This window comes from Arthrobacter sp. Helios (assembly GCF_023167125.1).
Lineage (GTDB): Bacteria > Actinomycetota > Actinomycetes > Actinomycetales > Micrococcaceae > Arthrobacter_B > Arthrobacter_B luteolus.
In genome coordinates this window covers 13069-27584 of record NZ_CP095402.1, presented here as the reverse complement: position 1 = coordinate 27584, position 14516 = coordinate 13069, and the positions used below count along the sequence as shown (strand labels likewise).

The window sequence follows — 14516 nt, the reverse complement described above, 5'->3', positions numbered from 1 at the left end:
CATGGAGCCCTCCCCCGCAACCATGGAGCCGTCGGATGACAGTGCCTACGCCCGGCTGCGCACCCTGATTACCTCCGGGGACATCGCCCCGGGGGCACGGCTGCGCGAAGCTGCACTTGCTGCCCGGCTGGGCGTCAGCCGCACTCCGGTCCGGGAGGCGCTGAACCGGCTCGCGGCGGAAGGGATCGTGGAGATCAGCCGCAACAAGGGCGCGCAGGTGGTGTCCTTCACGCCTGAGGACGTAGCCGGCCTCTACGACGTCCGCGCCGGCTTTGAACCGCACGCCGCCCTGCTGGCCGTTCCCCGGTTGACCGACGACGACGTCGAGCACCTGGCGGAGCTGAATTCACGCATGGAAGCTGCAGCCGCTGCCGGTGACCTCGCGGCGCTGGGAGCCCTGAACAACGAGTTCCACGGCATCTTCGTTGACCGCTGCGGCAACCGGCATTTCGCCATCGCCCTGCAGACATTGATGCGCCCCGCCGTCGTCGCCCATACGTTCGGCAAGTACAGCCCCGAGGCGCTGCGGCGCAGCATGCTCCACCATGCGGAGCTGGTGGCTGCCGCCCGGGCGCGCGACGGCGAATGGGCCGAGGCTGTGATGCGCACCCACATTCTGGCGGCACGAAACGCCGCCGGCGCGGGCCGCCCGGGTGAGTAGGCCGGGGCTGCCCCTCCAGTCCTAGTGCCCGGCGTCGCTGCCGGCGGCGGCGGGAGTGAAGCGCAGCCGGTCGAACATGGCTTGTTGAGCCGGGTGCGTGGCGTCGCCCCCGGCCATTCGCCGGTTGACGTAGCGGGAGAGCTTGCCCTGCAGCAGGAGCGCCTCCTGGTCGTTGAAGACGCCGCCGGCCAGGGAACCGGCCCGATCCTCCAGTTCCGGCAGCCGCGCCAGCCCGGCGTCGTCGGGCGCCATGGCAATGCCGAAAGCGGCATCCAGGACCGCGCCGGCCCGCTGCGCGTCAGTTGACGCCGGGTTGGCTTCTACGGCCTGCAGTGCACGCTCCGCCACGTCACGCGCCGGGCCATAGGCCTGCTGGTCAAGGAGGAAGCTGAACAGGGCGGTGCTCGGTTCGAAAACGCTGACCGGGCCGGAGAACCATTCCTGCAGGGCAGTCTGCCACCGCTCATCGCCGGCAGAAAACATCAGGGCGGTCGCATAGCCGGCAATCTCGCTTCGCTGCAGGCGTTCCTCCGGAGCTGTTCCGGGCAGGAACCCGCGCAGGCCGGCTTCGGCGACCTGGCTCACCTGTGCAGCCAGTCCGGGATCCCGGAGGGAACCGAAACCGCGCCAGCCGCCCTGGTCCTGGACATACCCGTGAAGTTCCCGCATCAGGTGCGGCACCCAGCCGCTGGCCGGACCGAATTCCTCGAGCGCCAGGAAAAACGCCCCGGTCAGGTAGAACAGGTCCCGAGGACGGCGGTGGTCCCACCCTGCGTCATACACGTGGACGGCCACTTCGCGGTCGTGATTCAGGGCGGGCACCGCTTCGGTGAACTCCCAGGCCCGCTCGCACAGGGCTGTCCCCTGCTCCGTATCACCGGCTGCCAGCAGCGTTTTTGCTGCCTGCAGCACCGTCATGACATAAACCTTCGGATGCGGTATTCCGGCCGCCTCCATGCCCCGGATTGCTTCGATCAGTCCTGCGGCGGCGTTCGCCGCTCCCCCATGTAGTTCATTCCGCATGTGCAACAGATTAGCTGTTCCCAGCCGGTGGCTGCGGCAGGATTGCCCGCCGCAGCCACGCAGACGACGCTGGTTTGCCTACGAGTCAAAGCCCAGCCCCACGGCGTCGAGCGTCTTGAGGATGATGTTCCGCTTGCCGTCATTGTGGTCGGCCCGGTCCATCGACCACCTGGTGAGGTTGATTCCCACCGAGGCCAGCGGTTCGGGCGGGAACGGCAGCGGACGCTTCCGCACCATCTCCACCCGGGTGCGCTCGGTATCCTGGCCGGACAACAGGTCCAGGAGGACGTCGGCGGCAAATGCGGTAGCCCCGACGCCCAGCCCGGTGAAGCCGGAGGCATAGGCGACCTTCCCCTTGCGCGCGGTGCCGAAGAAGGCACAGAACTGTGTGCTGGAATCGATGGGACCTGCCCACTTGTGACTGAATTTCAGCCCTTCCAGCTGCGGGAACGTGGTGAAGAAGTGGGACGCGAGTTTTTCCCAGGTCTCCGGGCGGTCCTCGTGCCGGGGGTTCACCCGTCCGCCTGCGAAGTGAAGGGCGTCGTAGCCGCCGAACAGGATCCGGTTGTCCTTGCTGAGCCGGTAGTAATGGAACTGGTTCGCCAGGTCTGCGAGTCCCTGCCGGTTGCTCCAGCCGATTGCCTCGAGCTGCACGGGGGTGAGTGGCTCCGTCATCAGCGCATAGTCGTAGACGGCAACGGTCATCAGCTTGTTGCGCTTCAGCAGCGACGGATAGGCGTTGGTTCCCAGCACCACCTGGCCCGCCCGCACGTCGCCGTGTTCAGTCACTACGGTGACGCCGCCGTCGTGCTCCTTCAGCTCCGTGACCCGGGTTTTCTCGTGGATTTCGACGCCGAGGCCGGCAACCGTCCTGGCCAGTTCCAGCCCCAGTTTGTAGGGATGGACCATGGCCACGGAATCCTTGTACCAGCGCCCCGCCAAATAGGTTGGCGAGTTCACTTCGGCCCGGACGGCCTCCTGGTCCAGGAAAACGCCGCCTTCCGATCCGTCCTCCTGGAGCCAGGGCACCTGGTGCGGTTCAACAGCCACGCTGAGTGATCCGGTGCGTTCCCAGTCGCAGTCCATGCCGTATTTCTGCACCGCCTCCTGCATGCGGTCCAGGTTCTCCAGGCCCAGGCGTTCCAGCGTGCTGAGTTCCTCCGGCCAGCGGTTCAGCCCGTTCTCATACCCGTGGGTCAGGCTGGCTTCACAGAATCCGCCGTTGCGGCCGGAAGCCGCCCACGCCACCCGTTCGGCCTCGAGCAGGATCACGGTGCGCTCCGGATTCCGTTCCTTGGCACGCAGCGCCGTCCAGAGCCCGGTGTACCCTCCGCCCACAATCACCAGGTCGGCGTGGGTGCTGCCCTCAAGCCGGGGGTGGCTGGGCGCGTTCTCCTGAAGTCCATCGATCCAGAACGGCCGGTGCACGGCACCTTCCAGCGACTTGGCGACGACGGCGGGCCGGGGGACGTTCCGTTCGAAAACGGTGGTATTCACGGGTGTTCTCCTGTTTCGGGGTGCGGCGGGAACCGCGCCCGGATGATTCGGCGGCAAAGGCTGCCGCCGTTTGTGGCTCAGCGCCTGGTCCTGGATGGATCAGGCCGTTGCCGGCTCTTCCCACAGCGGGCGGGGGCGCGAGCCAATGAGGTTCCGGGTGTACTCTTCGCCGGGATCCTCAAGAATGCGGGCGGTTGGCCCCTGTTCCACAATCCGGCCCTGGTGCATCACCAGGACGTTGTCGCAGAGCCTGGAAACAACTGCCAGGTCGTGGGTGACGAACAGAATGGTCAAGCCGAACTGGTCGCGGAGTTCCTCCACCAGATCGAGCACCTGGGCCTGGACCGAAACATCCAGGGCGCTGGTAGCCTCATCCAGGACCAGCAGCCGGGGACGTGCGGCGAGCGCTTTGGCAAGGGCAACACGCTGTCGCTGGCCGCCGGAGAGCGCGCGGGGCAAGGCGTCACAGCGTTCTTCGGCGATCCCCACCCGTCCCAAGAGTTCCCGCGCACTGGCCAGGGCCTCTTGGCGCCCCTGATGCTGGTGCAGGCGGAAGACATCCGCTACGGCCTTGCCTACCGGGATGCGTGGATCCAGCGAAAGGTACGGGTCCTGGAAGACGATCTGGACATCCTTGGCGAGGACTTTCCGTTCCGCGGCCGCCAGCCGGCGCTGCGGCCTGCGGTTCCCGCCGAGCGTGAGTTCACCCTCCGTGGCCGTTTCCAGCGCCACGACCAGCCGGGCGAGCGTGGACTTCCCGGATCCCGACTCTCCGACGACGCCGAGGGAACCGCCTTCCGGCAGGCTGAAAGCGGCACCGTCCAGCGCAGTGAGGATTTCTCCGCGTGCCACTTCGTAGCGTTTGCACAGGCCTTTGGCCGCAAGCAGGGGCTGGACGCCGCTCGCAGCGCCCGGTGCAGGGACCTTGTCCAGGTCGATGACCGGCGTAGCGTTGACCAGCTGGCGGGTGTAGTCCTCCTGCGGGGCCAGGAAGACTTCCCGGGTGGCGCCCTGCTCCACGACCCGGCCGTTCCGCAGCACGTAGACGCGTTCGCAGAGGCTGGCAGCAAGGTTCAGGTCGTGGGTGATAAAAAGCATGCCCATGCCCCGGGCCTGCTGCTGTTCGCGCAGCAGGCTCACGATGCCGGCCTGAGTCGTCACGTCCAGTGCCGTGGTGGGTTCGTCGCAGAGCAGCAGTTTCGGAGAGTTCAGCAGCGCGGCGGCGATCATCACGCGCTGGAGCATGCCTCCGGAGAGCTGGTGCGGGTGCTGGCCGGTGAGCTCTTTGGCGCGGCGCAGCCCCACCTGTTCGAGCGCGGCGACCGACCGCTGCGCTGCCTCAGCGCGCGAGAGCCCCTGAAACCGCAGCGTCTCCCCCAGGAAGTCCCCCACGGTGCGGACCGGGTTGATTCCGGCCCGGGGGTCCTGGAAGATCATGGACGCATCTTTGCGGCGCAGGTCCATCAGGCGCTGCCTCCCGGCGGTCAGGGTGTCCAGCCCGCGGACGGAGACCGTGCCGGATACCTGTGCGCGCTCCGGGAGGAGTCCCAGCGCTGCCCTGATCGTCAAAGATTTACCGGATCCGGACTCTCCCACCAGAGCGACGGCCTCGCCGTCGTCCACATGAAGCGAGACACGCTCCAGCAGCGGTGCCTTGTCCGGGAAGCCGAGGGTGAGATCCTGGATCTCCAAAAGCCTGCTCATGCGAGTTTTCCTCCGATTCGATCTGAAAGTTCCTCGCCGATGATGTTTACGGCCACTACCACCAGGACGATCACCAGGGCTGGCCAGAAGGCCGGCAGCAGGTGTCCGCCCAACAGTGCGCCCCGGGACTCCTCGATCATGGCGCCCCAGTCACTGGTGGGAGGCTGGATTCCCAGCCCGATGAAGGAAAGTGCTGCAAGGTCAGCCAGCACGTAGCCGAAGTTGAGAGTGGATTGGGCGCCCACGGTGGGGATGAGGTTGGGCAGGACCCGGCCCAGGACCACCCACGGTGTCCGGAACCCGAGCACCTGGTATGCCTGGACATAGGGCCGGCTGCGTTCGGCGGTCACCAGCGACTGGGTCAGGCGTGCCACGTAGGGAATATAGGCGATGGTCATCGCGATGATCGGTGCGGTGAGTCCCTTGCCGAACAGGGCAATTGCCAGCATGGCCAGCAGCAGCGCAGGGAAGGCAAAAAGCAGGTCGAAGACCCGGCTGAGCAGCTTGCCCACCCATCCCCGGGACCAGCCGGCGGCCAGTCCCAGGAGCAGGCCCAGGACGGTGGAGGCCACCATCACGATTGCCGGTCCCAGCAGGGAAGTCCGGCCGCCGTGCATGAGACGGCTCAGAAGGTCACGGCCCAGCGCGTCGGTGCCGAGCAGGTGCCCGGCTCCCGGACCAGCGAGCACGTTGTTCAGGTCGACGTAGTCCGGGTCATAGGGTGCCAGGACGGGAGCGAATACCGCCAGGAGAACCACCAGGGCGGCGAAAACCGCCGCGGCCCAGCCCAGGGGTGAGAGGTATTGCCCATAGCGGCTTAGGCCGGCCTGCTGTGGCAGGCGGAGCGTCAGAGTCATCGGGTCTCCGTTCCGGCCGCGATACGCGGATCAATAAGGGGCTGAATGAGGTCCACCAGGGTGTTGACCAGGACAAAGGCGGCCACAACAACCATCACGATCGCCTGGACAACGGAGAAGTCCAGACGGTCAATCGACTGCACCAGCAGCTGACCGATTCCCGCGAGTCCGAAGGTCCGCTCAATGATGGCGCTGGAGACCAGCAGGCCGGCCACCAGCACACCGCTGACGGTCAGGATGGGACCCAGGGCATTGCGCAGCACGTGCCGTCCCACGACTGCCCCGCGGCTGAGGCCACGGCTCGTAGCCACTTCCACATGCTCGCGGACCAGCTGCTCATTCATGGAGGAGCGGGTCACCCTTGCCACCATGGCGATATAGGTGATCCCCAGCGCCAGCGCGGGCAAGGTTAGATGCCATATCCGGTCCCAGCCGGCGTCGCCGCTCCCGAAGGACGGGAACCAGCCCAGGCCGACGGAGAACAGGGCGACCAGGGCGATGGCTGCCACGAACGGCGGTACGGCACCGGCGGCGGTCAGAGTGATGAGGATAAACCGGTCTCCAAAACCCTTGTTCAGGCTGGCCACAATTCCGGCCAGCAGCCCGAGCACAGTAATAAACACGGCCGCCAGCGCAACCAGCTGCAGCGTGGTGGGCAGCCGGCTCAGGAGGACTTCAGAGACGTCCTGGCGGTAGGTCAGGGAGCGTCCCCAGTCGCCCTGGAAGATACCGCCTAGCCAGTTCAGGTACTGTTCCCACGCGGGTTTATCCAATCCGTACTGGCGGGTGATCTCCGCCAGGGCATCGGGGTTGGGGCTGCGGCCCCTGAGCAGGAAGCGCGCCGGATCGCCCGGGACCAGGAAGCGGGAGAAGAACACGGCCAGCGAGGCTACGAACAGCGTGACGGCGAGGACCAGGAGCTTCTGCAGGATGTAGATAAGGGGTCTGCTGGCCCGGCCCTTGGCCTTGTGTGCGGGGGCTGGCCCCGGAGCGTCTGCAACGGATGGTGCCTGAACTGCAGTGGTCATCTCAGCGACCCCCTATCTTGGCTGCCCACGGGAAGTACATGTAGTTGATGGACGGGTCCGCACCGGTGATGCGGTTGCCCAGCCACATGGTGGTGACGGTTTCGTAGAGCGGACCCCAGACGACTTCTTCCGCGGCGAGCCGGGCCGCCTCTGCGGTGATCCGTGCCCGTTCGTCGGGATCCTGGACCGCGAAGGCGGAGTTGACCAGGCCGTCGAACTCCGGGTTGGACCAGCCGCCGTAGTTGCTGAAGTCCCCTGTCCTCAGGACGCTGTACATTTCCAGCGGTTCATTGGCGGAGAGGTACCAGGAGGTAATCAGCAGGTCCACGCCCACCCGGGCCTCCGGGTCGGAGAACAGGGTCGTGTACTTGTCGTTGGACATGGTCTGGATCTCGGGGTCCAGGCCAATCTCCTTAGCCGCCGATGCGATGGCCCGGACGGAAATGTCCATCGCGGCGTTGAGCGAGGCGGTCGCGAAGACGAATTTGCTGCCCTCGGCTCCGGCCTCCTTGACCAGCCGGCGGGCCTCCTCCAGGTCGTACGGCATGGACGGCAGCGCGCCGAACGCCTCATCGACGACCTCCGTCGAAGCTTCATTCCAGACATTGCGTGTGGTCAGGGCATCGGTCTCGGTGGCGTAGCCCTGTTCCGCGGCGTCGATCAGGGCGGGACGGTTGATGGCCATCATCAGTGCCTGGCGGACCCTTACGTCCTTGAACGTGCCTTCAAGGTCAGTGAAGACCATGCTCTGGACGGAGCTGTCGGTGCCGAAGTACAGGTCGCCGGCGTCTTTATTGGCGCGCAGGATGTCGATGGCGTTGGAGGGGATCATGAACCCGCCGTCGAGCTCGCCGGTCTGGAACGCATTAGTCCGGGCGTTGGCGTCCGGAAGCATCCGGAAGGTGATCTGCCCGGCTTTCGCTGCCAGGTCCTGATCCCAGTAGTCCTCGAACCGGCCAAGCGTGATGCTCTCCCCCGGTTCCCAGCTCTCGAACTGGAAGGGACCGGTGCAGTTCACGCCCGTGCTGGAGTTGCCGTAGTCCGGGCCCGCTTCCTCCAGTGTTTTGGCCGATGCCACCACCCCGGGAGCGCCCACCAGCGAGGCGTTGAACAGGTAGTCCGGCTGGAGCATCGTCACGGTGACCTCGTAGTCGCCGGTCTGTTCGATCGATTCCACGTTCTGGTAGGAGGAAGCCCAGAAGGATCCCACCTCAGGGGATACGTGGCGCAGCATCGAGGCCACAACGTCTGCGGCTGTCATCTCCGTGCCGTCGTGAAACTTCACCCCCTCCCGGATGGTGTAGACCCACGTCAGCGGATCCGGATTCTCGAAGCCGGTCGCCAGCCCCGGGGAGGTCGTGAGGTCAGCGTTCCAGCGGAACAATGACTCACAGACGTTCGAGAGCACGGTGTTGTCCGGGTAATCGAAGGCATAGGCGTAATCAAGGGAGAAGGGCTCCGCGTACATGCCCCAGTTGACGTTCTCTATCTCCGTGCCAGGCTCCGGGCTGGAGGCGCTCAGCGTGAACTTCTCCCCGTCCGGATTCGCATCCGCGCCCTGGCTGCCCGCGGAACAGCCGCTGAGGACAACACCGGCGACGACGACGGCGGCTCCGGCCGCGGCGTAACGGGCCCGGTTCCTGCGGTAACCGCCCGCCACTGCCTTCATTGCAGCACCCCGGCGTCACGGTTTGCGGCGGATTCCGCGGCGGGGCGCTGGTACACGCATTCCCCGCCGATCCAGGTCTGGGTGACGGCCGCACGGTGCAGGTCCCCGGCTTCCAGCTCGAAAAGATTGCTGTCCAGAACGGCCAGGTCCGCCAGCTTCCCCGGCTCCAGGGTGCCCGTCTGTCCATCCAGGTGGTTAATCCAGGCGGAGCCCTGGGTATACGCATCGAGGATCTGCTTGAGGCTGAGCTTCTGGGACTCCGGGCCGAGCGGCGGCAGACCGGATTCCGGAGCTGCCCGGTTGACGGCCACGTGGATGGCGGCCACGGGATCCGCGGTGGAAACCGGCCAGTCGCTGCCCGCCACCAGGCGGGCGCCTTCGGCTGCAAGCTCACCGAACGGATAGTGCCGGTCCTCGGCGCCTGGCTCCAGGAACGGCAGTGTGAGCGTGTCCATCTGCTCCTCGTGGCAGGCCCACAGTGCCTGGGCGTTCGCCGCTGCGTTCAGCGGCGCAAAACGCTGGATGTCCTCAGACCGGACCACCTGCAGATGGGCCAAATGGTGCCGGTTGTCGTTGGGCCCGTTAGCCTCCCGGGCCGCCTCCACAGCGTCCAGCGCATCGGTAACGGCCCGGTCGCCAAGCGCGTGGAAATGGACCTGCATGCCGGCGGCGTCGATCGCGGTGACGAATTCCTTCATCTCGGCCGGGTCAAAGAACTCAATGCCGCGGTTCTCCGTGTGGTGCCCGTGGTGGTCCAGATAAACGTGATGCATGGCCGCCGTGTAGTTTTCGGCGACGCCGTCCACCATGACCTTGACCGAATTCGCGTTGAGCCGGCTTGGGTCGAAGACAGCGGCGACCGAATCGCGGCGCTCCAGAATCTCCTCGAGCTGGCCGAACCCGGCTGTCCGGTCCCACCACTGGCAGGCGGTGACCCGCACCAGCAAATCCCCTGCCTTGGCGGCGTCCATGTAGACCTTGAGGTTGTCGGCATGTTCGCCCTCGGGGATGGGCACCCAGGCATCCTGCCAAGCGGTGATGCCCTGTGCCAGCAGGAGCTGCTGCGCGGCCAGCAGGCCTTTGTACGCGAGTTCGTAAGGCACCGCGGGCTTGACGTGGTTAAACAGGTCCACCGCTCCCTCATGGACGGTTCCTGCCGGAGTGCCGTCGGCCTCGCGTTCGAAGCGGCCGCCGTCCGGATCGGGGGTATCGGCGGTGATCCCGGCGGCCTCGAAGGCGGCTGTGTTGGCCCAGGCCCCGTGGTGGTCCCGGTTCTGGAGGAAGACCGGGCGGCCGGGGACCACAGCGTCGAGCTGCTGCCGCAGCGGTGTTCCGCCCGGGAAAAGGTCCATGGACCAGCCCGCGCCAAGGATCCACGGCTCGTCCGGGTTCTCCTCCGCGTACCGTCCGATGACTGCCAGAGCTTCATCCGCCGATTCAACTCCCGTCAGGTCACACTGCAGCATCTCGATCCCGGCGAAAACGGGGTGGATGTGGCCGTCCTGAAATCCGGGGACCACCAGCTGCCCCCGCAGGTCGACGCGCTGCGTCTCTGGTCCCACGGTGACGTCAATGACGTCCCCGGTGCCGACGGCGAGAATGCGTCCGCCGGCTATGGCCAGGCTGGCTTGGACGGGGGCGGCATCGTTGCCGCTGTATACCCAGCCGTTCTCAAGGAGAGTCTCCGCGTGCACCAAGGTGTCCTTTCGTTGCAAATATCGAGTCCTGCCAGCCACGATATGGCGCGGATCACATTTGGTCAACAGTGTTGACATCAATGATGACATCTACATTGACGCAGGCTGCAGCCCCCTTGGATCATGTACCTTGGGGATAAACCCGGATCCGTTGGAAGGCGGCAGAAAAGATGGCACAAACTGCCCCTCCACCGGACCGCCGCAACCGGCTGGACCCCGGAACCATCGTTGACGCCGTCCTGCGCCTGGCCCGGCAGGAACCCGGCGAGCGCCTGACCGTCCGCCGGCTGGGGCAGGAACTCGACGCGGATGCCACCGCGGTCTACCGGCACTTCAAAAACCGGGACGCCATTGTGCGGGCGGCACTGGACCGGCTGTTTGCACTGTCCCTGCAGCGCACGCTGGCCACTGCGGGAACCGGCGCGCCCTGGCGGACCCGGCTGGAGGTCTACGGCCGCGAACTCCTGAACGCGTTTATGGAACACCCGGCGCTGGGCAGCGAGTCCTTTGCCACGGACACTTACGGCCCCGGGGAGCTGCAGGCCATCGAGTTTGTCCTGCAGTGCCTCACTGACGCCGGGCTGCCGGATGACCGGGTGGTGCATTACTACGCCGCGCTGGAGAGCTATACGCTGGCGCTCGGCACCGGGATCTCGGCGGAGGTCCAGCGGCTGCCGGATTCCGGCGGCCACGACCCGTGGTTGAGCCCGGGCGTTTTTGCCCGGCTGTCCGGTTACCCCCTGCTCGAGAAGCACCACTCCGGCCTGGGGAACCTGGACTCCCTCCTGGCGTTCAACGCGGGGGTGGCGGCAATTCTCGACAGCGCTGAACGCGAGAGCCAGCGGGGTGCCGGCTAGCTTTTCGACGCTGTGCGGAGACTATTGGTGAAGGCTGAACAGGTGGCCAAGCCCTGGAGCCGGCTGCGGCAGCGGCCTTCACCGCGGCCCACACCGCCCACGCGGCTTTGGCCAAAACCCTGACTACGGCATAGCTGCGGCAGCGGCTGGCGAAGTGCCGGCGTCGAACACCGAGGCAATCGTCCGCAGCGCCGGGCCGAACTGGTGCGGGTGGGCACCGGCATAGTTCAGGCGGAGGAAGGAACCTGCCGATTCCGTGGGAAACCAGTCCGTACCCGGCGCGACCAGGACGCCCGCCGAGCGGGCCCTGGCAGCGAGCGCCGCACTGTTCGTACCGTCGGGAAGCTGGACCCAGAGGTTGAGTCCGCCTTTGGGCAGCAGAGTGAGGGCGTCTGCCCCGAGGTGCATGCCAATCTGCCGGGCCAGTTCGTCGCGCCGGGTCCGCAGTTCTGTCCTCAGCCGGGAACGGTGGCTGTCCCAGCCGGTCGAAGTCAGCACGTCGACGGCGGTGGCCTGGAGCAGTCCACTGACGTACAGGTCATCCACCGTACGGTCGGTCTGCAGCCGGGCCCGCGCCGGCCCCCTCGCCACCAGCGCCGCAATCCGGACAGCAGGCGAAACGCTCTTGGTCAGCGAACGGATATAAACCACATGCCCGTCCGGGTCGTCCGCAGCCAGCGGGGCTGGATCGGCATCGATGCAGAAGTCACGGGCCCAGTCGTCTTCGACCAGATAGGTTCCACGGGCACGCATGAGGTTCATGACGGCGGCACGGTCTTCCGCAGTCCACAGCGTCCCGGTGGGGTTGGCGAAATGCGGCTGGGCGTAGAAGATCCGGGCCCCGCTGGTGGCCAGCGCTTCCTCCAGGTCGCTGGCCAGCGGCGCCCTGGAACCCCGAGCGACCGGAATGATCCGCAGCCCCGCCTGGCGGGCGGCGGCTATGGCGCCCCAGTAGGTGGGTGATTCCATCACGACGGCGTCGCCCGGGCCCGCCAGTGCACGGAAGACCGAGGCAAGGGCGCTCTGGCCCCCCGGCGTGATGAGCACATCCTCGGCGCTGACCGGGGCGGCATCGACCCGGGACCGGGTCAGCTCGCCGGCAAACCAGCGCCGGAGCCCGGGCAGGCCTGCTGGATCAGCCCGTTCCACCGCCACCCCGCCCCGGGCCGCGCGCCCCATGGCTGAGCGGACAAGCCTGGCCGGCAGCAGATCCTCCATCGGATAACCGCTGTGCAGGGCAATACTGCCTTCGGGCGTCGCCTGAAGGGTTGCCCCGACGGGGTTGGGCGGCGTGCGTGCCGGGCCCAGCGCCGTCGTCTGCCAGGCGAAATCGGCGTGCCGCACGGCGGTGCGGCGGGCCACGAAGTTCCCGGCGCCCGGCCGGGTTTCCACCAGGCCCTCGGACGCCAGTCCGCGGATCACCCGCTGCACCGTCACCGGACTCGCGGAATATCGGGCAACCAGCTCACGCGTAGTGGGCAGCCGGCTTCCCGCGGGGTGGGAAGCGGTGAACCGGCGCAGGTCGGTTTCCAGGCCCGTCGGGGACGCCGGCGCTGCTTCCAGTTCCACTGGCTGACCGCCTTCAGATCGTCGTGTGGGATTTCACCCCGTCTCCCACATTGCTACTCTAAATAGTGAAGACCAACAATAGCGCTACTCCTCTTTTTTCGCCACCGTTATCCGACCGCAAGGCACGGCCCGGCGGCCGCGCCGGTATTCCCCAAGGACCGCTGTTTGGTTTCCTGGGAGTGCTGGCCTTCTCCTTCACCCTGCCGTTTACCCGTGTTGCGGTGGAGGACCTGGATCCGCTGCTCGTCGGCGGCGGACGCGCGGTCATAGCAGCGCTCCTCGCGGCGGCCGTGCTGCTGGCTGCCCGCGCGCCCCGGCCCAACACATCCCAGTGGTGGCGCCTGGCTATTGTGGCCACCGGGGTGGTGGCGGGCTTTCCGCTGCTGACCTCCTTCGCGCTGCAGACCGTTCCTGCCTCCCACGGGGCGGTGGTGATTGGTTTGCTTCCCGCAGCCACCGCGGTGGCCGCCGTTTTGCGCGCCGGCGAACGCCCCTCCGCGCGCTTCTGGGTGGCCTCGCTGGCCGGTGCCAGCGCTGCGGTGGGATTTGTCCTGCTCGATGCGGGAGGTTTCAGCGGGCTGGGCGCGGGAGACCTCCTCCTGCTCGGCGCCGTCGTGCTGGCAGCTTTTGGCTATGCCGAGGGCGGCCTGCTGGCCAGGGAACTCGGCGCGTGGCAGACCATCTGCTGGGCGCTGGTACTGGCGCTTCCGGCCATGCTGATTCCCACCGGCATGGGGCTGTCCGCCGGATTCCCTGATGCTTCGCCCGCCGCGTGGCTGGCATTCGGATACCTGGCCGTCATCAGTATGTTCCTGGGCTTCTTCGCCTGGTACCGGGGATTGGGGATTGGGCCCATTTCCGCGATTTCCCAGATCCAGCTGGTGCAGCCGTTCCTCACCCTGGCGTGGGCGGCGCTCCTGCTCGGTGAAGCGTTTACGCTGGCAAACGGGATCGGAGCGGTGGTGATTGTGGTCTGTGCCGGGGCGGCAGTCCGCAGCCGGGTGACCCGGCGGGCCTAAGCCCGGTCGCGGGCCGCTTGCGGATCGAAGCTGAATGCCGCGGTCTGCGGGCGCGCTTCACCGCGGGAAGCGGCATCCCCGCAGTCGTCCGGGACCCAGCGGAGCAGATCCCCGGGCTGGCAGTCCAGCACCTCGCACAGCGCGGCCAGGGTGGTGAACCGGACGGCTTTGGCCCGCCCGTTTTTGAGCACCGCGAGATTGGCTGGCGTGATCCCGATCCGTTCGGCGAGGACTCCGACCGGCATTTTGCGGCGGGCAAGCATCACATCGATGTCCACGATGATCGGCATCAGATCACCTCGTCGAGCTGGCTGCGCAGGTCCCTGGCCGCGGCGTCGGTGGCCGTTGCCTGGGCCAGCAGCGCGCGCATCACCACAACGACCAGTGCGACGCCGGCGATCGTCACCGCGGTCCCGCCAAGCAGCAGGACCACTCCGGGGGCCACGGCTTCCCCGGGGGCCAGGAGGAAACCAAGAATGACGGTCAGGACCGCAGCAGCAGCGACGGCACCGATGATGGTGTCCACCCAGCGGAAGGCTTCGGCGGAGAACACTGTCCCCCGCCGCACCATGGTCAGCAGCCGCCAGACACAGACGAGCGTGACCTGGAAGCTGATGATCCCCAGCAGCACCACAGCGAGCACCGGCACACGGATGGCGGCGATGCCTGGTCCGGCTTCGCCGAGGTCAGTTCCCAGCAGCGGCACCATAACGGCCTGGGCGAACAGTGTTCCTGCCAGCACACCCGCCATCAGGATGCGCAGCACAACGATGGTCAGCTTTCCCATGAGGGCCTTCCCTTCTCGATTGACAATCAGTTTAGATCGACTATCGAGAGATAGGTGCGCCGCATCCGCAACTTTCTCCGGCTGTCGTGATGTCTGCACTGCGGTGATGTCTGCACTGCGGTGATGTCTGTGATGTCTGCTTTGCCAC

At 66.8% G+C, this 14516-nt stretch carries 13 protein-coding genes; 3 read left to right on the top strand and 10 right to left on the bottom strand.

Translation table 11 applies throughout. The features are described 5' to 3' along the window. Position 1: 1 nt before the first annotated feature. Positions 2-661: a GntR family transcriptional regulator gene (locus ArtHe_RS00120; protein ID WP_248319843.1), complete on the top strand. Its 660-nt coding sequence runs from the start codon at positions 2-4 to the stop codon at positions 659-661. A 21-nt stretch (positions 662-682) separates the two neighbouring features. Here the strand turns inward: ArtHe_RS00120 and ArtHe_RS00115 are convergent, their stop codons facing one another. The 7 genes from ArtHe_RS00115 to ArtHe_RS00085 all read right to left on the bottom strand — a co-directional run bounded on the left by ArtHe_RS00115 (position 683) and on the right by ArtHe_RS00085 (position 10133). Beyond that, complete coding sequence (locus ArtHe_RS00115) at positions 683-1684, bottom strand: hypothetical protein (RefSeq protein WP_248318206.1); 1002 nt, start codon at positions 1682-1684, stop codon at positions 683-685. 78 nt (positions 1685-1762) lie between these two features. Further along, positions 1763-3181, bottom strand: coding sequence for an FAD-binding oxidoreductase (locus tag ArtHe_RS00110; protein WP_248318204.1), 1419 nt, complete (start codon positions 3179-3181; stop codon positions 1763-1765). A gap of 99 nt (positions 3182-3280) precedes the next feature. Beyond that, the gene (locus ArtHe_RS00105) at positions 3281-4885 is read right to left on the bottom strand and encodes an ABC transporter ATP-binding protein (RefSeq protein WP_248318203.1); all 1605 of its coding nucleotides are present in this window, start codon (positions 4883-4885) and stop codon (positions 3281-3283) included. Further along, positions 4882-5742 carry an ABC transporter permease gene (locus ArtHe_RS00100; RefSeq protein WP_248318202.1) on the bottom strand — a complete coding sequence of 287 codons (861 nt, stop codon included), beginning with the start codon at positions 5740-5742 and terminating at the stop codon, positions 4882-4884. Before ArtHe_RS00100 ends, ArtHe_RS00105 begins: the two co-directional genes overlap by 4 nt. Next, positions 5739-6770 carry an ABC transporter permease gene (locus tag ArtHe_RS00095; RefSeq protein ID WP_248318201.1) on the bottom strand — a complete coding sequence of 344 codons (1032 nt, stop codon included), beginning with the start codon at positions 6768-6770 and terminating at the stop codon, positions 5739-5741. The genes ArtHe_RS00100 and ArtHe_RS00095 overlap by 4 nt, the downstream gene beginning before the upstream one ends. A gap of 1 nt (position 6771) precedes the next feature. Further along, positions 6772-8439, bottom strand: coding sequence for an ABC transporter substrate-binding protein (locus tag ArtHe_RS00090; protein WP_248318200.1), 1668 nt, complete (start codon positions 8437-8439; stop codon positions 6772-6774). Next, entirely contained in the window at positions 8436-10133 is a 1698-nt protein-coding gene (locus ArtHe_RS00085) for an amidohydrolase (RefSeq protein ID WP_248318199.1), read from the bottom strand. Before ArtHe_RS00085 ends, ArtHe_RS00090 begins: the two co-directional genes overlap by 4 nt. Positions 10134-10306: 173 nt before the next feature. Here ArtHe_RS00085 and ArtHe_RS00080 point away from each other — a divergent pair, with 173 nt between their 5' ends. Then, complete coding sequence (locus ArtHe_RS00080) at positions 10307-10993, top strand: TetR/AcrR family transcriptional regulator (protein ID WP_248318198.1); 687 nt, start codon at positions 10307-10309, stop codon at positions 10991-10993. A 123-nt stretch (positions 10994-11116) separates the two neighbouring features. On the opposite strand, the gene ArtHe_RS00075 is transcribed toward ArtHe_RS00080, so the two are convergent. Further along, positions 11117-12562 carry a PLP-dependent aminotransferase family protein gene (locus ArtHe_RS00075; protein WP_248318197.1) on the bottom strand — a complete coding sequence of 482 codons (1446 nt, stop codon included), beginning with the start codon at positions 12560-12562 and terminating at the stop codon, positions 11117-11119. A 65-nt stretch (positions 12563-12627) separates the two neighbouring features. Here ArtHe_RS00075 and ArtHe_RS00070 point away from each other — a divergent pair, with 65 nt between their 5' ends. Further along, entirely contained in the window at positions 12628-13581 is a 954-nt protein-coding gene (locus ArtHe_RS00070; RefSeq protein WP_248318196.1) for a DMT family transporter, read from the top strand. Here ArtHe_RS00070 and ArtHe_RS00065 read toward each other — a convergent pair. Next, a complete protein-coding gene (locus tag ArtHe_RS00065; protein ID WP_248318194.1) occupies positions 13578-13871 on the bottom strand; it encodes a helix-turn-helix transcriptional regulator in 294 nt (97 codons plus the stop codon). The genes ArtHe_RS00070 and ArtHe_RS00065 overlap by 4 nt on opposite strands. After that, positions 13871-14368 carry a DUF2975 domain-containing protein gene (locus tag ArtHe_RS00060; protein ID WP_248318193.1) on the bottom strand — a complete coding sequence of 166 codons (498 nt, stop codon included), beginning with the start codon at positions 14366-14368 and terminating at the stop codon, positions 13871-13873. Before ArtHe_RS00060 ends, ArtHe_RS00065 begins: the two co-directional genes overlap by 1 nt. Positions 14369-14516: the final 148 nt, after the last annotated feature.

Bases quoted from the DNA above. Each gene is read 5' to 3' on its own strand.
- ArtHe_RS00105 (WP_248318203.1), bottom strand. From the start codon at position 4,885: ATGAGCAGGCTTTTGGAGATCCAGGATCTCACCCTCGGCTTCCCGGAC.
- ArtHe_RS00090 (WP_248318200.1), bottom strand. From the start codon at position 8,439: ATGAAGGCAGTGGCGGGCGGTTACCGCAGGAACCGGGCCCGTTACGCC.
- ArtHe_RS00120 (WP_248319843.1), top strand. From the start codon at position 2: ATGGAGCCCTCCCCCGCAACCATGGAGCCGTCGGATGACAGTGCCTAC.
- ArtHe_RS00100 (WP_248318202.1), bottom strand. From the start codon at position 5,742: ATGACTCTGACGCTCCGCCTGCCACAGCAGGCCGGCCTAAGCCGCTAT.
- ArtHe_RS00060 (WP_248318193.1), bottom strand. From the start codon at position 14,368: ATGGGAAAGCTGACCATCGTTGTGCTGCGCATCCTGATGGCGGGTGTG.
- ArtHe_RS00095 (WP_248318201.1), bottom strand. From the start codon at position 6,770: ATGACCACTGCAGTTCAGGCACCATCCGTTGCAGACGCTCCGGGGCCA.
- ArtHe_RS00115 (WP_248318206.1), bottom strand. From the start codon at position 1,684: ATGCGGAATGAACTACATGGGGGAGCGGCGAACGCCGCCGCAGGACTG.
- ArtHe_RS00065 (WP_248318194.1), bottom strand. From the start codon at position 13,871: ATGCCGATCATCGTGGACATCGATGTGATGCTTGCCCGCCGCAAAATG.
- ArtHe_RS00080 (WP_248318198.1), top strand. From the start codon at position 10,307: ATGGCACAAACTGCCCCTCCACCGGACCGCCGCAACCGGCTGGACCCC.